We start from the raw sequence: 15,631 nt of genomic DNA, 5'->3' as shown, positions 1-15,631 counted from the left end.
GGTGAAATATGGAATTCTTATTCAACATTAAAGGGCCTGCTCTCTACTTAATAATATTCTGCGCAAAAATAATCGAAGTATCAATTTCGACTGTAAGGCTTGTGCTCATAAACAAAGGCGAAAGAGTCAAGGGTGCTCTTCTGGCACTTATGGAAATAATAATTTGGCTCATAGTTGTAAGTTCCGTGCTCAACAACATTACAGAGGATCCCATCAAGGTGCTCGTGTATGCTGTGGCATTTTCACTGGGTAACTTCATCGGAGTTACCATAGAATCCAAAATTGCCGTCGGCCTTTCCTCAATTCAGGTTGTTGTAAACGATGAAGACGGCGAATCTCTGGCAGACATGCTGAGGGAACAAAGCTTCGGAGTAACAATACTGGAAGGCAAGGGAAAAAACGATAGCAAGAAAAACCTCCTGTTCATACAGCTTAAGAGGAAGAAGATTCCGGAAGCCGTGAAACTCATAAGGCAGACAAATCCGGAAGCTTACATAACCGTAAATGACATAAAGTCCATGATGGGCGGATATTTGAAATAAAACTACTTATAAAAATATTTGACTACGTCAAAGTCAACTCCCCTACCCCTCAATCTTGAGGGGTAGTTTTTTTCTACGTTTAAGTCTTTCCTTTTATTCGAATTTATTGTATTATCTTTTCTATGAGCAAATATTCTATTAAACAAGTTTTCAATGATAATTGGAATTCATTTTTATCTGCAAAACCATTTCTTCGCAATGTTGTTTCTTCCACACTTTAACGTGTCGCTCAGAATTTCACCGACGGTATAAGAGTCCCCAGTTACATATCATTAGCCGCCTTATGTCGCAAATCGTTGAAACGAATATGTGTCATTCCCAAGTGCCGCAAGAGTTGACCAACATTATTTGTTACTCGGTTAGCTCTTATTGATGCACCATTGGTTTTTGCCCGCAAATATTTTGGATATGAGACAGGCTTTCTTAATGTGTTACCTAACGTCACATTATGTTAAAAAGCGTTAAATGGCATGGCTGCATAGTGCTATGATTATCGTAATCCCTATTAAATAGCAAATAAACGGCGGCTTTGAATTATCAAAGCCGCCTATTTGGCGCTAAAAATATAACTACTGTTCAGTGACTTTTTTCTTTACTGTCGTTCGGCAAACTTTTGAAATATTAAATTGGCGTTTTATATTACATATGGGCCTTTTTAACAACTCAGTTTAAATGGTACTATTTATTAAATTCTTGGAACAGCATGTCATGAGTGAATCTCAAGCTCTGGTTAAGGCACAGCGTATCGATTGTTGCCGTTACCACGTTACATCCTTTGTTAATCCAAGAAGCCACCTCTTTCTTCAGCCCGTCAGGCGTTGGTGAAAGAGGAACACACATGACGGGGATTCCCTGCTGTTTTGCGACAGATGCTACTTTGGTTAAGGCGCTGATGACCTCAGGATGATCCCACTGTCCTGGATATCCCAAGGAATGTGACAAGTCAAATGGGCCCAGTACAATCATATCAACGCCAGGGACGCGTACAATTTCCTCTATATTTTCTACACCCTTATAGCTTTCAATAAGCACACAAAACATTGTGTTTTTATTTGCAGACTCAGCAAATTCTTCCCACATCATATTTCCACCAAGGACGTTAAATGCTCTAGATCCGGGGCATGCACCACGTTCACCCTTTGGAGGAAACTTCATAATGGAAGCAAATCTTGCCGTCTCCTCTCTTGTCTCAATTTCTTGTACTATAACACCACCTACCCCTACGTCCAGCAGTCTCTGGATTGCACCACGATCATTTTTGTCCGCAAAACGCACTAATGAGGTAATGCCAAAACCCTCTGCTGAGCGAACTAACTGTACACATTGCGTAGTATCAATAATTCCGTGTTCGCAGTCTATCCACACGTAATCATAGCCGTTTCGGGCAACCAATTCCACATTGTCTACACACGCCGACTGCACAGCGGCCCCGATAGAAATCTTATCACTAGCCAGTGATTTTAAAATTTTATTTTCTCTCATTTTATTTTGTCTCCTTAGTAGTATAAATTTTTGAAATGGTTGATTTTTGCTCTCTGCGTTTTATAATGATTTGATAGGGCGCAAGCGCGCACAGAGGAAGGCCTAAGCCAAAAATACACAAATAATTTGCTATGGGTGCAAGTAACTTAATGGTACCCGCTAAGCCAAGAGGAGCAAACAAGGTAAATATAGCTGCGAAGGCCACATAAATAATTGAATTTCTCGTCTTCTCCGATTTAATACTTTTCGGTAAATATGGAGAGAGTTGACCGCCAATCGTAACTAAACAAGAAGCACCTGTGGAAATTAGGGCGAGGATCAATAGAATTAAATAAAGCTGTGAAGCAAAAGGAATGCCGGCCTGTTCGACAACAAAAGACGCTGGAATATCGGCTGCAGCTGCCTCAGGAGAATAGGCTAGAATGGATATACACGGCAGATAGACAGCTGACATATTGAGTACAAAGCCAATTCCAAGGGTACTTTTAATGTTTTTCGACGACTGCAATGACTTACCGGACATTATGAGTAATGGCAAAAATCCAATATACATGGCCGTAAACGATAGCGCCCACCAAATTGAACTACCAATGCCTGCAGTTTCTGGCAACCAATGCATTGATATCTTCTCAAAGACAAGTGTCATTCCTCCACGGGATAAGGCTGTTACATAACTGGCAGTCAAAATAACAAACATAATCAGGCAGAAAATGGATTGCAACTTTTTAAACACTTCCATACCGAAGAAGATCACCAGAATACAAGCTACGGCCGTAATAGCACCACCAAACAAAGATGGTGCATTGAAATACTGTTTCAGTATGGAGCCAGCTCCGCCAAAGGCCATTGCACAGGATAGGATCATCATATAAAAAACAGTAACATTCGCAAGCGGTGTAAAGACTTTTTTCAATACGCTGTTCCCATATAGAAGGTTATATAGTTGCGAATTATTTTCCAGATGATATAAGCGCGATGTCTCCATGCCTAAATAGTAAATCGCAAAAAGAAGCAACAGTGAAAGGATTGGGACAATGGCGGAAAAATAGCCACTTTTTTGGACAAAGTACACTGTGACACCTGCACCAGAGGCAACTCCCGCGCCCAACATTCCGCCAAACTGTGTAGATGCTATTCCAAATTTTTCTTTGAAACTAACGTGATTTTCCATGAGACTCTCCTTTTAAAACTATATTATAAATTGTGCTCAATTAAATTTTGCCTTGGCCAAGGCTATTGGTATTTATATAGTACCAATCTGGTATTTTTATAATACCAATTTTATTAAGTCTTGTCAAGCCCATTTTATCAAAACAAATACGAATAGATTGACAATAACAATCTTTAGCCGTATAATAACCTAAAAGTAGGTGAAACAATGAAGAAAATTCAGCCTGTAAACAATTTCTCCATTCCAGAAATTGTTAGTAAAAATATTATTAATTACATTATTAATAATTCTCTCCAGCCTGGAGAGAGATTACCTAGCGAAAGAAGCATGGCGGAAACCTTAAGGGTAAGTCGTACTTCTTTGAAAAAAGCAGTTGATATTTTGAGTCATTATGGAATCCTGCAAATACGCCCACAGAGTGGAATCTATGTGAATGATTTGCGTTCAATTAAAAACCTGATTGACAAGACAACTGCTGACCCCATAAGTTATACCGCGGGTTCATACCTTGAATGGCGTGAGTGTCGTTCATGTGTGGAGCCTGCTGCTTGTAAACTATGTGCAGAACGTATTACGGCATCTGAACTAGAAGAAATTAAGGCATGCCTAGATCGAATGGAAGAGTGTTACTTAAAGAATGACATGGCAGCTGTAATTTTGGAAGATTATAATTTCCATTATGCTTGCATTAAGGCAACTCACAATGAGTCTATCTGTAATATGTATCGAAGTTTTTGCGGTGATTTTTATCAATGGATGGTTTCAGATTATGAGCCGTTCTTCTTGGAAATATCTAAAGTTGCTATGGAGCAACATCATTCTATCTATAAGGCGCTTGAAGCACATGATGGTGAATTAGCTGAGACGATTTCAAGAGACCACAATGTCATGTCCATTACTGCATGGCGCACATATAATAAAATGCCTTGAGTATTGATAAGCAGGGGGCTGTTGCATTAGCGATTAAAAATCGCCGTGCAAAGCCTCTTTTTCTATTGCTAAATGACTGTTTTGTTACCCTAAGGCTTCTTTGTGCTATTTTCTTTTTTGTTTCTGTTAAGTAATTTCCTTACACACTAAAAGGACGCCGCAGCGTCCTTTTAATTTACAGTGTATTCAACAATCCAAATAAAAACAATCTTAAACTTAATTGCTGCAGTTCCTTATTTTACAAAAGCTTTGTATATTGCCCTTATGGCATCTTCAAAGTCCCTGTCTTCAACTCCTACGATTATGTTTATTTCGCTGGAGCCCTGGTCAATCATTCTTATATTTATGTTTTTCTCTCCAAGAGCATTGAACACCTTGGCAGATATGCCCGGTCTGAATGCCATCCTTATGCCAACTGTCGATATGAGGCTTAAGTTCTTGCTGACCTTTACAGTTTCGGTATTCAGCCTTTCCTTGAGCTCCTCCACAATCTCATGGGTTGTTTTTTCAACGCACTCCGTGGGCACAACAACGGAAAAACTGTCAATGCCGGATGGGATGTGGTCGATGCTTATGTTTCTCTCCTCAAATATTTCAAGTGCCTTTCTTACAACTCCCACCTCGTTGGCCATATGCTCCTTGTGCACATAAAACACGGTGAAGTTCTTTCTTCCTGCGATGCCTGTGATTATGTGCCCATTTTCGTAATTCTCATCAGCCTGGTCGTCTCCCACGATTACGGTGCCCGGGTTGTCAGGCTCGTTTGTGTTTCTTATGTTTATCGGGATGCTGGCTTGTCTCACCGGGAACACTGCCTCATCGTGCAATACTGATGCACCCATGTAGGAAAGCTCTCTCAGCTCCTGATATGTTATTTTCTTAATTGGCTGCGGATTGTTTACAATTCTAGGGTCTGCCATCAAAAATCCCGAAACGTCAGTCCAGTTTTCATAGATGTCTGCCTTTGCAGCGCTTGCCACTATGGAACCCGTTATGTCAGAACCTCCCCTGGAGAATGTCTTTATGCTTCCGTCAGGAAGAGAGCCGTAAAATCCTGGTATAATTGCCTTGCTTGACTTGGCAAGCACAGCCCCCAGCTTATCCTGCGTTTTTTTTCTGTCTATGGTTCCGTCATATTTGAAGAAGATGACGTCCTTTGCATCGATGAAATCACAGTGAAGGTAATCGGCCATAAGCTTAGCGCTCAAGTACTCTCCTCTGCTCACTATGTAATCTTCATCGCACTTGTTGTCCAGTTGTTCTCTTATTGTCCTGAATTCCTGCTCCAGATCCGTATTCAGATTCAGTTCTTCCTTTATCGATGTGAACCTGTCTTCTATGAGTTTCAGCACGGGAGCGTATGGAACGGAAAACTTCAAGTGTGCATGAGTCAGATACAACAGATCAGTAATCTTGTTGTCATCCTTGAATCTTTTTCCGGGAGCCGAAACAACCACGTACTTCCTATCTTCGCTGTCCTTAACTATGTCACGTACCTTCTTGAACTGTGCTGCATCTGCAAGAGAAGTACCTCCGAATTTTGCTACCTTAATCATTATATCCTCCTATCCGCATCATAACTGAAACAATAACATACAAAACAGTCAATGTCAACAATTAAAATACAGATGTCCGTGCATCAAACACAGTAATCGTTTTGTGTTTGATAATTTAACATTATCCTCTCAAATCATCCAGCAGTTTTGTCTTTTCAACTGTCCTGTCGTCCTTGTACTTAACAATTTTTGCGGGGCTGCCGGCAACAACAGCCATTTCAGGAACGTCCTCCGTAACCACGCTGCCTGCAGCTACAACGGCTCCCTTGCCCACCTTTACTCCTTCAAGCACAACAGCGTTTGCGCCGATTAAAACATCATCCTCTATGATTACCGGCGTCTTGCTAGGCGGCTCCAGAACCCCTGCTATTACCGCGCCTGCTCCTACGTGAACATTCTTTCCTATTGTTCCTCTTGCGCCCACAACTGCGTTCATGTCAATCATTGTCTTTTCTCCGATGACAGCACCGATGTTGATCACTGCACCCATCATGACAACAGCATCCTTTCCTATGGTTACCATGTCCCTGATCACGGCTCCAGGCTCTATTCTGGCCTGGATTTCATTTGTGTCCAGAAGAGGAATAGCTGAATTTCTTCTGTCGTATTCCAGATGGTAAGTTTCAATGTTGTTTTCCTGAAGAATTTTTGCAGCATCCTCGTATTCGCCGATAAGTATCGCCATTTGTCCCGATTTGAAAACCTTCATGCTGTAAGTGTTCATATTTTCATAGTTTCCCGAAACGTAAAGTTTCACCGGAGTTGATTTTTTTGCTTCTTTGATAAATTTCGCTATCTCATATGGATCTTGTAAAAACATATTTCCTCCTTGAATTTTATTTATGCTATGTTGATTATCCTGCCGGAGTCCATGTTGTCGACTTCAAACATGTCCTCCGTCTCGTAGTAGCCTGCCGGTCTTCTGGACAGCTTCAGGGCTATTTCCAGAGCGCCTCTGGCAAAAATTTTCTTCGAAAAAGCTGTGTGCTTTATTTCTATCATTTCGTCATTGCCTGAGAATATGACCGTATGCTCTCCCGGTATGGTACCGGCTCTCATGGCATGTGTTTCAACGTGATCTCTTCCCGTGGCTTTCATTATGTCTTCAGCCAGAGTTTTTGCAGTTCCGCTGGGCGAATCTTTCTTTTTGTTGTGATGTCTTTCTATTATATCTATGTCAAAGCTGTTCAATTCATTAACAATTAATTTGAGCATTTTTCTCACTACATTTATGCCTACTGAAGTGTTTGATGACAGTATAACAGGTATTCTTCTTCCTGCTTCCCTTATTTTTTCCTTTTCTGCCTCTGAATATCCTGTTGTACAGATCAGCAGGGCTGCATTTTTCCTTGCTGCATAATCAATTAGAAAATCTAGATTTGCAGGGTTGGAGAAATCTATAACCACGTCAACTTTTCCGAAAGCTTCCCCATACTGTCCGTTTCTTGGAGACACAAATCCGGCCAGGTGTATGCCGTCATAAGTCTGTGCTTCCTGTTCTATTACTTTTCCCATTGCACCTTGTCCGCAAAGTACTATATTAGTCATAACATCCCTCCTTAGCAAGATATGCCGCAATCTCTCATTTCGGCCATTAATTTTTCCTTGTTTGCATCAGACATAGGATACAAAGGCGCCCTCAGTTCAGGACTGCAAAGGTTCATCACTCCCATTGCCTCCTTCACGGGTATGGGGTTCGTTTCAATAAACAAGGCATTGATAAGCCCGTTCAATGACAGCTGTGCATCTCTTGCAGCCTCTATGTCTCCAGCGTTGAAGTCATCTACCATTTTTTTTGTTTCAGCAGGAAGTATGTTTGCAACTACCGAAATTACTCCATGCCCTCCCAAAGCCATGAGCGGAACAACCATGTCGTCATTTCCCGAGTACACGAAAAAGTCCTTGGGGCAAATTCTGATCATCTCTGCAACTTGGCTTATGTTTCCGCTGGCTTCCTTGATTCCGACTATATTTTCAATTTGTGACAATTCTACTGCTGTTTTTGGTTCAATGTTCATTCCTGTTCTTCCGGGAACGTTGTAAACAATGATTGGAAGTTTTGTGCTTTCGGCAATCATTCTGTAGTGATTTACAAGACCTCTTTGAGTTGTTTTGTTATAATAGGGCGTCACCACAAGCAGTCCGTCAGCTCCTGCCTCTTCGCAGAATTTAGCTTTCTTTACCGCTGATGATGTGCAGTTGCTGCCAGCGCCTGCTATAACAGGAATTCTCCCGTTAACCCTCTTCACAATGAATTCAACCACCTGATGATATTCATCATCTGTCATGGTTGACGCTTCTGATGTTGTTCCTGCCGCAATAATGGATCCTGATTTTTCAACATGCATGTCAACCAATTTGCCTAATGTTTCATAATCAATTTCTCCGTTTGAAAATGGCGTAACCAGAGCTACTCCGCAGCCTCTTACCAAATCGTTCATACTTTTTCTCTCCTTAAAATTATTTATTAATAAATAATTTTCATGCCGCTTTTTTTATCTTTTATGCTTTCCCTGAATGTAATAAAAAAAGCGACATAAGAGCAAAAGGGCTCTCAGACGCTTACAAAAAACACCGAACCTTCTGCCCAGCATATTACAGCTCTCTCTTATAGGATTGGGAAGCATCCTATAAAAACAGTATTACATCTCTTAAATGTAAGCCCAGGGAGAGTTTCCCTTCGGCGAATCACCCTTTCAAAGCCCAGCTTCTACTCTTGATCATCGCAACCTCTGTAATATACCCATGAAAATATTTAATTTTCCTAATTATATGCCCCACAGGAAAATATGTCAACAAGAAATATTATTTTTTTTGTCAATCTGTTGAACTGATACTAATCGAAATTATTTCCCGGTGCACAATATTGTTTATGCACTGGATAGAATAAATAAAACAAGCACATGTCTTACTATTTGTCTACAGCATGTAATCTTAGGAGATCCTTCGCTACGCTCAGGATGACAAATTCGTGGTTTGTAATAGTATAAGGCATCCTTTTGGATGCCTTCATTATCAAAGCCTTTTCATTGAAATTACATTTTCATAATGCTTCCTGTCAAATGAAACCGAAATCAATGCAGTAATGTCATAGGACTTAGGACAGGTTACCTTTTCAACCTTGCCGCTGCAAACCTCCCCGCCTAATCGGTCAACCAGCACAACCCTGTCGCCTGCCTCAGGCAGAGGAAAATACTCGTAGGGAAATGTTATGAGAGCCTTGTCTTCGCCGTGGTTTACATTCATCAGGTGAATTGCTATTCCCGGGCACTTTGCTGCACATATGCCGCATCCCACGCATTTTTCAAAATCGATGGTCGGCAGGTTTGTGATTGGATTTCCAACCTTGATTGCTCCCTTGGGGCACGAGGTTTCACAGGGATTGCACGGTATCTGCTCAACACACTCTATTACTGCAATGTTTCCCAGTCTGTAATCCTCATCCCTAGGAAAGCCGGGCGAGCATTTCAGTTCTTCAATGGAAGGAGCTCCGAATTTCTTAAGACATGTCATACTATCAACTCCTTCCCTTTTTCAAGAATCTGGCTCTTGGCAGTCCTTCTTTTTTCGCCGAACTGTCCGCATCTTAAGGAATCAAGCTTAGTCCAGATTTCATCCATTCTTGTTCGTGCCTTTTCTTCATCCACCAGCCCCAGGTCGCATGCCACGCTTATGCCTGCCAGCCGGCCTTCCTCCATGGCGGTGCTGGCTTCCTCAATGCCGGAAACGTCTCCTGCCACATATATTCCGTCTACGGTTGTTCTCATGCATCTGTCGTGGACAGGAACATAGCCTCCCATGCTTGCGATGTAAGTAAATTCACAGCCTGCCAGATGAACAAGCTCTATCATGGGCGTAAGGCCTACGGCAAGACATATGGTGTCTGCCTCGAACATTTTTTCCGAGCCTTCCACTTCCTTGAAATTGCTGTCAAGCTCTACAATTTCAACCTTTTCCACACGGTCGGTTCCATAGGCTTTCTTTATGGTGTGGCTTGTGTAGAAGGGAACGCCTGCTCTGGCTACCTTTGACGTATGAACTCCGTATCCTCCGAGGCTGGGAGCTGCTTCAACAATGGCTACAACCTCTGCACCTGCCTGCATGAGCTGGTAGGATACGATTACCCCCACATTGCCTGAGCCCAGCATCAGAACCTTCTGTCCCGGCAGAACCCGGTTAAGGTTTATCATTGTCTGTGCAGCTCCTGCCCCCATTACGCCCGGCAGTTCCCATCCCTCAAACTGAACTGAGTTTTCAAATGCGCCTGTTGCCACTATTATTTTATCTGCTTGAATTTCTCTTGATTTTTCCTTATTTTCAACTATCCAGAGCTTTTTGTCCCCTGTGAGGCCGCAAACTTCGGTATTGAGCATTACGTCTATGTCAAGTTCTTCGGTATCCTTGAGAAGCTCAGTACCGATGTTGATTCCCCTTGTGCCTGCCTTGTGCTCCCTGGAGCCGAAAAACTTATGAATCTGTTTGAAAAGCTGTCCGCCGGGCTTGTTGTTTTCATCAATCAAAAGAACCTTTGCGCCGGCCTTGGACGCTTCTATGGATGCTGCCAGCCCGGCAGGTCCGGCGCCGATTATTACAACATCATAAATTGTCTTTGTCATCATCTGCCCACTCGCCTCTTCCGTATTGTGTTTCAACCTTCATTCCGTCTCTTACTTCGGTGACGCATGTTCTAACGTTTGGTATGCCGTCAACTATCATCACACAGTCCGTGCATCTTCCGATTCCGCAGTAAATACCTCTTGGTTTTTTATTTTTTTCCGTGTACCTGAACTTGTGGACACCGTTAGCCATAAGCACTGCGGCAACCATTTCACCTTTGTACGCCGTTATTTCCCTGCCGTCAAAAATGATCGTTACGATTTCTTCCCTGCTGTCGTGCCCCAAAATTGGATGTTCTTTAATTCTTGTCATTTTACACCTCTCTAAAGCACTGCAAGACTTTCTTTCACTACCCTCGATACCTCGGGTGTGGGGTTTGTCAGAGGAAGTCTGTATCCTCCCACATTAAATCCCAAAAGATTTAAAGCATGCTTTACAGGAATTGGATTGGTCGTTACGAACAAAGCATCAAACAGCCTTGTCAGTTCAAGGTTAAGTTTTGCAGCCTTTTCAGTTTCGCATCTTTCAAAGGCGTCTATCATCTCGCCCATTTTCACGCCTGCCACGTTTGATGCAACGCTTATGATTCCCTGACCTCCTACTGCCAGTGAAGGCAGCGTAAGAATATCCTCCCCGCTGTACACTAAAAAGTCATCAGGCGTCTCGTTTACCATTCTAATGAACTGGGCCATGTCGCCGCTTGCTTCCTTGATCGCAGCTATGTTTTTGATTTCAGCAAGCTTTTTAACGGTGTTCACACCAATGTTTACCCCTGTTCTTCCCGGCACGTTGTATATTATTATGGGAAGGTCAGTTGATTCAGCCACTGCCTTGAAGTGAGCATACAGCGACTCCTGGTTAGGCTTGTTGTAGTAAGGTGTTATTACCAGAAGGCCGTCAACGTTTAAATCCTTTATGTTATTGATGTTATCAATTGTTTTCTTAGTATTGTTTGTTCCTACGCCTGCTATTACAGGAATGTTCACGTTCTTTTTAATCTCGGCTATAAGCCTGTAGGCTTCCTCCTGAGTCAGAGTCGGCGATTCGCCTGTTGTACCGTTAACAAGCAGCGCCGAGCTTCTTTCATGTTCAAGCTTCTTTGCAAGTTTTACTGCCTGGTCATAGTCCACATTCAGGTCATCGTCAAACGGAGTTACCATCGCTGTTATTAATCTGCCCCAATTCATCGTTATTCCTCCTCTTCCAGCACATGCATTTTTACCGGTCTTACCGGCGCTCTATAACTTGATGTCTTCACATCTTCAACTTTCTTGTTCAGTTCCCTTGCGAGAATTTTTTCCACAGTCCTTCGGCAGGTTCTCCCCTGGCAAAGTCCCATGCCTGCACGGGTGAATTTCTTAACCTCGTCAACAGTGGTGGCGCCGTCTTTTATGGCGCTTATTATTTCATCCTCGGTAATTTCTTCACACCTGCATATAATTATGCTCATATAGTCACTTCCTTAGCGATTTGATTTTTCGCTGCTGCCATATGTGTTCCAGTATGTCAGCACATCCTCCATAAGGTGGTCCATATGTTCCGACATAAGTTTCTCTGCAGCTTCCTCGTCATTGTTCTTAATGGCTTCATAAATCTTTTTGTGAGAAGCATTGTAAGGCGAATTTATCTGCCTCCTCAGCTTCTCAAAAATATTCGACTGCTGCTTGAATGTGGAAACTATGTTGTAAAGCGATTCTAATATTGCGTTTCTTGAGGCCTTTGCAATTGTCCTGTGAAACTCAATGTCTTCATCTGCAATGCTTTCACCTTTTTTGGATTTTTCTTCCTGCCTGTCAAGCACTTCCTTCAGTTTGTCAAGCTCTGCCTGCGTTATGTATCTGGTGGCAAGTCTGCATGTTTCTTTCTCTATGGCTCTTCTTGCCTGTATTATCATTACGAAGTTTTCCAGCACTTCCGTTGAAATTATCTGATTGAGCTTATCCTGGTGATAATTGATTATCTTAATGGTCTCTGCCCTTTTAAGCGCCAGCTTTCCTTCAGAAGTTATTACTCTTCCTTCATTCTTAAATTTTTCAAGAAATTCGTTGCTTTCAAGCTTGGAAAGGATTCTTCCCACAGTTGCTGTGCTGATTTCTACGTTATCCTCTCTCAGCTTGTTTTCGATGGCCCATGTTCCGATAGGCTTGTTTGTTTCATCAACTATCTTTAAAACTCTATATTCTGTATCATCTAGGATTTGCCTCATAATACCCACCCTTATAAACTGTTTTATTGTTAATATTATCTCACACAGGATTAGTCTTTACAATGGCAAATCCTAAATATTTCTATTTATGCCTCATTCTTCATTGAGGTTTTCCTTGTGGCCAGTGATACCACCACCAGCAGCACCGCTGATACTGCAAGAGCTATGAGAACCTTGTTTGTACCCAATGAATTCATCTGGCTCAGCACGGCTCCGGCCACTATACCGATCCTTGCTCCCCACGGAGTAACCTTGCTGTTTCTCTTTCCTCTTTCATGGGCAGCGTCAGGTCTTTCCTTCCATAAGAGACCAACTACAAGAAGAGGAACCAGTCCTGCTCCTGCCATGGAATATGCCCTTGAGAACAAACTCATGATGGAGCTTGCATATATTGCTCCTATTGCTGCAAAGATACCGATTATTGCTGTCAGAACCTTTGCGTACTTCACAAGCTGCGCGTCAGTCAGTTCAGGCTTGAAGGGCCTTATTAAGTCATTAACAATTAAAATGGATGCCGAGTTAAGATTTGAATCAGCCGATGACATACCTGCTGCCAGCACCAAGGCGAACACCATGCCTGCTATTGCTACAGGAATTCGGTTCATCATGAACCATGCCATTGCATCTCCGGGTTTTAAATCCTGCTTGATTGTGAAAATAATCATTCCCACCAGTGCAGTGAGCATTACCGCCAAAATTGCGATGATACCGCTGTACAGCAGTCCGTTTTTTGCTGTCTTGGCATCAGATGCCGCAAAGCATCTCTGCCAGTATATCTGTGCCACTAATATTCCTATGGTTCCTGTAACAATCATGTTGACTATCTTCATGGGATCTGAAATTCCAAATTGCCACATTTCAGCTCTTCCCAGGGCTGTAAGCCTTGTTCCTATTTCGCCTACGGAGAAGTTAACCTCCTTGAAAGCAAAGATGTAAAAGACCGTTCCGAATACCAGGACGAGAACTCCCTGTAGCAGGTCAGTCCACACAACGGAGTAGATACCTCCCACTGTGGTGTAAATAATGAATACAGCAGAGAATAGCAGTATTATGGGCAGAGGGCTGACTCCCGTAACAACGCTGAATATATTTCCCAGTGCCTTACCCTGCCCGCCGACCCAAGCAATCATGATGGATGATGCCAGCACACCGGCCATTGCTCTTGTTACCTTGTCTTTAGTAATCAGGTCATCCAGCAGCTCCGGGAATGTGTTGTAGGTGAATTTTCCTGCAAAGCCTGCAATGAACAAAGCAAAAATGATTTTGGAGCCTTGTTCTCCGAGAATGAATGCCATCCATGACAATCCCGTTTCATAACCGCTTCCGGCATGGCCAACAAAATTCCCTACACCCATGATTGTTGCAAACTGGGTGAAAAAAATCAGGTACATGGGGAATGTTTTTCCGCCGATTGCATAGTTTGCAAAGCTGAGTTCCGCTTTCTCCTTAAATTTCAAGGATATAACCAAGAAAGCCCCGCACATTAAAATTGTGATAATCCATAAAGTAGTTCCTAAGCTCATATATTACCTCCTCTTTTTTATATAATTTAATTAAACAATGTTTAATTAAATCTTTCCAAACATAGTTCTCCAATGTCAATTGATGTTTTTTCGCCGCATATCATTTGCGATATGAGCTTTCCGGTAACAGGAGCCATGGCTATTCCGTCTCCTTCATGACCGGCGGCTATGTAGAAACCTTCATGGCCCTGAACCTCAGAAATAATGGGCTTTCCGTCAGCACAGGCAGGCCTGAATCCTGCAAAGGTCCTTATTATGTGTATGTTCTTCAGCACCGGAAAAAAGTCTACCGCCTGGTTTACAAGTATCCTTATAACCTCTGTATCCGTTCCCTTGCTGTAATTACCCTTTTCTCTCGTACTTCCGATCAGGTAGTTGCCGTCGCTGGTCTGAGACATGGACAAACCGATGCCCAGCTCCTTGTGTTTTTCGCTGGCATTAACCAGCTCCGGATTAAGCTTTGAAATAATGTATTCAGCGCTCCATATGTTTTCTCTTCCAAGCTGCGGAATATTTTCTGTTACAGCAATCTGTCCTTTTTTCGATGTTATGGGTATGTCTATGTCTATGAGCTTTCCTATGTCAGACGCCCACGCTCCCGCTGCATTGACTATGTTTTCTGCCTCTAATTCCCTTCCGTCCGAGAGCCTTATCTGCCAAAAGCCGTTTTTTTTGTTGAACTCCACTACTTCAGTTCCCTTATACAGTTCCATTCCTGCATTTACGGCACTTCCAAGAAAAGCTCTCATGGTGAACAGAGGATTTACCTGAGAATCTTCGGTTCCGTAAGTTGACGCCACTATGTTGTCCTTTACAAAAGGATGGCGCTTCTTAACAGACTTTTTGTCTATAAGCTCTATGTTAAGCCCATAATCCTTCTGCTTCGACACGTAGTCCTCCATGAAAGCCATGTGCTCGTCCTTGTCTATGAGAATCATGCCGCCCCTGTTGTGAAATCCGATATCATAATTTATATTTGCAGCCAGATCCTTGTACAATTTCAGGCTTTCCACGGCCAGCTCCAGGTTCTTGCCCGGTTTTTTGGACTGCAGCAGTATCATGTCATCACAGGCTCCGGATGCACCGCTTCCTATTTGGTTTTTCTCAACCAGTGCTATGTTCTTATTTTTAAGCGTCAGATAGTAAGCGCATGATAAACCTGTTATTCCGCCGCCAAGTATAACTACGTCGTATTTCTTCATTACCTCTGTCCTCCCTTTGCACTTCTCATCATGTGATGAGCTGTTTAGATATATTATATAGAGCAACTTTGTTTTCGTCAACACTTTTTTTGAAACGTTATCCTGCATTTTTTCGCAAAGACTGTCAATATAATATATATTAATATTTATTCACAATTTCGGTTTTTATCCCTCCTGTCGCCAAAAATATGATGAGTCCGAAAAAAACAGGCGCCGCAGGATAACAGACTCAAATTATCCTACAGCGCCTTTGCTGTTTTTTTGCATTATATAACAGCCATCTACATTTGTCAACATCCTATTTAAAAAATCCATGTGTATTTTTGTTTATTTATAGATTTTGTCCTTTTTTTAGCCAGCATTGCGAACTATATGTCTTATATATTTTGTTGACATCAGAGT

The 15,631-nt window shown here is 42.3% G+C and carries 16 protein-coding genes and 1 riboswitch; of the genes, 2 read left to right on the top strand and 14 right to left on the bottom strand.

What is annotated here, in order from left to right:
* Nucleotides 1-8 precede the first annotated feature (8 nt).
* On the top strand, nucleotides 9-542 hold the full coding sequence (locus AAGU76_RS13380) for a DUF5698 domain-containing protein (protein WP_342486012.1): 534 nt from the start codon (nucleotides 9-11) through the stop codon (nucleotides 540-542).
* Between the two features lie 678 nt (nucleotides 543-1,220).
* Here the strand turns inward: AAGU76_RS13380 and AAGU76_RS13375 are convergent.
* Nucleotides 1,221-2,024 (bottom strand): aldolase/citrate lyase family protein, encoded by an 804-nt coding sequence (locus tag AAGU76_RS13375; RefSeq protein WP_342486011.1) that lies wholly within the window; start codon nucleotides 2,022-2,024, stop codon nucleotides 1,221-1,223.
* A 1-nt stretch (nucleotide 2,025) separates the two neighbouring features.
* Nucleotides 2,026-3,195, bottom strand: coding sequence for a hypothetical protein (locus AAGU76_RS13370; protein ID WP_342486010.1), 1,170 nt, complete (start codon nucleotides 3,193-3,195; stop codon nucleotides 2,026-2,028).
* Nucleotides 3,196-3,402: 207 nt separating this feature from the next.
* Here AAGU76_RS13370 and AAGU76_RS13365 point away from each other — a divergent pair, with 207 nt between their 5' ends.
* On the top strand, nucleotides 3,403-4,125 hold the full coding sequence (locus AAGU76_RS13365; RefSeq protein WP_342486009.1) for an FCD domain-containing protein: 723 nt from the start codon (nucleotides 3,403-3,405) through the stop codon (nucleotides 4,123-4,125).
* A gap of 233 nt (nucleotides 4,126-4,358) precedes the next feature.
* Here AAGU76_RS13365 and AAGU76_RS13360 read toward each other — a convergent pair whose 3' ends face one another.
* From AAGU76_RS13360 to AAGU76_RS13305, 12 genes are all read right to left on the bottom strand, one after another.
* Nucleotides 4,359-5,681, bottom strand: coding sequence for an aspartate kinase (locus tag AAGU76_RS13360; protein WP_342486008.1), 1,323 nt, complete (start codon nucleotides 5,679-5,681; stop codon nucleotides 4,359-4,361).
* A gap of 121 nt (nucleotides 5,682-5,802) precedes the next feature.
* Entirely contained in the window at nucleotides 5,803-6,501 is a 699-nt protein-coding gene (gene dapD, locus AAGU76_RS13355) for a 2,3,4,5-tetrahydropyridine-2,6-dicarboxylate N-acetyltransferase (protein ID WP_342486007.1), read from the bottom strand.
* 20 nt (nucleotides 6,502-6,521) lie between these two features.
* Nucleotides 6,522-7,229 (bottom strand): dihydrodipicolinate reductase C-terminal domain-containing protein, encoded by a 708-nt coding sequence (locus AAGU76_RS13350; RefSeq protein WP_342486006.1) that lies wholly within the window; start codon nucleotides 7,227-7,229, stop codon nucleotides 6,522-6,524.
* 11 nt (nucleotides 7,230-7,240) lie between these two features.
* Entirely contained in the window at nucleotides 7,241-8,122 is an 882-nt protein-coding gene (gene dapA / locus AAGU76_RS13345; protein WP_342486005.1) for a 4-hydroxy-tetrahydrodipicolinate synthase, read from the bottom strand.
* A 149-nt stretch (nucleotides 8,123-8,271) separates the two neighbouring features.
* Nucleotides 8,272-8,424, bottom strand: a riboswitch (Lysine riboswitch).
* Between the two features lie 272 nt (nucleotides 8,425-8,696).
* Nucleotides 8,697-9,194, bottom strand: a complete 498-nt coding sequence (locus tag AAGU76_RS13340; protein WP_342486004.1) for a 4Fe-4S binding protein — start codon at nucleotides 9,192-9,194, stop codon at nucleotides 8,697-8,699.
* Nucleotides 9,191-10,297 carry an NAD(P)/FAD-dependent oxidoreductase gene (locus AAGU76_RS13335; protein WP_342486003.1) on the bottom strand — a complete coding sequence of 369 codons (1,107 nt, stop codon included), beginning with the start codon at nucleotides 10,295-10,297 and terminating at the stop codon, nucleotides 9,191-9,193. The genes AAGU76_RS13340 and AAGU76_RS13335 overlap by 4 nt, the downstream gene beginning before the upstream one ends.
* Complete coding sequence (locus AAGU76_RS13330; protein WP_342486002.1) at nucleotides 10,278-10,610, bottom strand: (2Fe-2S)-binding protein; 333 nt, start codon at nucleotides 10,608-10,610, stop codon at nucleotides 10,278-10,280. Before AAGU76_RS13330 ends, AAGU76_RS13335 begins: the two co-directional genes overlap by 20 nt.
* Before the next feature lie 11 nt (nucleotides 10,611-10,621).
* Nucleotides 10,622-11,485 (bottom strand): 4-hydroxy-tetrahydrodipicolinate synthase, encoded by an 864-nt coding sequence (gene dapA, locus AAGU76_RS13325; protein ID WP_342486001.1) that lies wholly within the window; start codon nucleotides 11,483-11,485, stop codon nucleotides 10,622-10,624.
* Nucleotides 11,486-11,487: 2 nt separating this feature from the next.
* Nucleotides 11,488-11,748, bottom strand: coding sequence for a (2Fe-2S)-binding protein (locus tag AAGU76_RS13320; RefSeq protein ID WP_342486000.1), 261 nt, complete (start codon nucleotides 11,746-11,748; stop codon nucleotides 11,488-11,490).
* Nucleotides 11,749-11,760: 12 nt separating this feature from the next.
* On the bottom strand, nucleotides 11,761-12,504 hold the full coding sequence (locus tag AAGU76_RS13315; RefSeq protein ID WP_342485999.1) for an FCD domain-containing protein: 744 nt from the start codon (nucleotides 12,502-12,504) through the stop codon (nucleotides 11,761-11,763).
* Between the two features lie 86 nt (nucleotides 12,505-12,590).
* The gene (locus AAGU76_RS13310; RefSeq protein WP_342485998.1) at nucleotides 12,591-14,027 is read right to left on the bottom strand and encodes a sodium:solute symporter family protein; all 1,437 of its coding nucleotides are present in this window, start codon (nucleotides 14,025-14,027) and stop codon (nucleotides 12,591-12,593) included.
* A 41-nt stretch (nucleotides 14,028-14,068) separates the two neighbouring features.
* Complete coding sequence (locus tag AAGU76_RS13305; protein ID WP_342485997.1) at nucleotides 14,069-15,229, bottom strand: FAD-dependent oxidoreductase; 1,161 nt, start codon at nucleotides 15,227-15,229, stop codon at nucleotides 14,069-14,071.
* Nucleotides 15,230-15,631 lie beyond the last annotated feature (402 nt).

This window comes from Sedimentibacter sp. (assembly GCF_038562225.1).
In the GTDB taxonomy this organism is placed as follows: Bacteria; Bacillota; Clostridia; order Tissierellales; family Sedimentibacteraceae; genus Sedimentibacter.
This window is presented reverse-complemented; position numbering and strand designations above follow the sequence as displayed.

Bases quoted from the DNA above. Each gene is read 5' to 3' on its own strand.
- AAGU76_RS13305 (WP_342485997.1), bottom strand. From the start codon at position 15,229: ATGAAGAAATACGACGTAGTTATACTTGGCGGCGGAATAACAGGTTTA.
- AAGU76_RS13310 (WP_342485998.1), bottom strand. From the start codon at position 14,027: ATGAGCTTAGGAACTACTTTATGGATTATCACAATTTTAATGTGCGGG.
- AAGU76_RS13330 (WP_342486002.1), bottom strand. From the start codon at position 10,610: ATGACAAGAATTAAAGAACATCCAATTTTGGGGCACGACAGCAGGGAA.
- AAGU76_RS13380 (WP_342486012.1), top strand. From the start codon at position 9: ATGGAATTCTTATTCAACATTAAAGGGCCTGCTCTCTACTTAATAATA.
- dapD (WP_342486007.1), bottom strand. From the start codon at position 6,501: ATGTTTTTACAAGATCCATATGAGATAGCGAAATTTATCAAAGAAGCA.
- dapA (WP_342486005.1), bottom strand. From the start codon at position 8,122: ATGAACGATTTGGTAAGAGGCTGCGGAGTAGCTCTGGTTACGCCATTT.
- AAGU76_RS13375 (WP_342486011.1), bottom strand. From the start codon at position 2,024: ATGAGAGAAAATAAAATTTTAAAATCACTGGCTAGTGATAAGATTTCT.
- AAGU76_RS13360 (WP_342486008.1), bottom strand. From the start codon at position 5,681: ATGATTAAGGTAGCAAAATTCGGAGGTACTTCTCTTGCAGATGCAGCA.
- AAGU76_RS13340 (WP_342486004.1), bottom strand. From the start codon at position 9,194: ATGACATGTCTTAAGAAATTCGGAGCTCCTTCCATTGAAGAACTGAAA.
- AAGU76_RS13315 (WP_342485999.1), bottom strand. From the start codon at position 12,504: ATGAGGCAAATCCTAGATGATACAGAATATAGAGTTTTAAAGATAGTT.
- dapA (WP_342486001.1), bottom strand. From the start codon at position 11,485: ATGAATTGGGGCAGATTAATAACAGCGATGGTAACTCCGTTTGACGAT.
- AAGU76_RS13365 (WP_342486009.1), top strand. From the start codon at position 3,403: ATGAAGAAAATTCAGCCTGTAAACAATTTCTCCATTCCAGAAATTGTT.
- AAGU76_RS13350 (WP_342486006.1), bottom strand. From the start codon at position 7,229: ATGACTAATATAGTACTTTGCGGACAAGGTGCAATGGGAAAAGTAATA.
- AAGU76_RS13335 (WP_342486003.1), bottom strand. From the start codon at position 10,297: ATGACAAAGACAATTTATGATGTTGTAATAATCGGCGCCGGACCTGCC.
- AAGU76_RS13370 (WP_342486010.1), bottom strand. From the start codon at position 3,195: ATGGAAAATCACGTTAGTTTCAAAGAAAAATTTGGAATAGCATCTACA.
- AAGU76_RS13320 (WP_342486000.1), bottom strand. From the start codon at position 11,748: ATGAGCATAATTATATGCAGGTGTGAAGAAATTACCGAGGATGAAATA.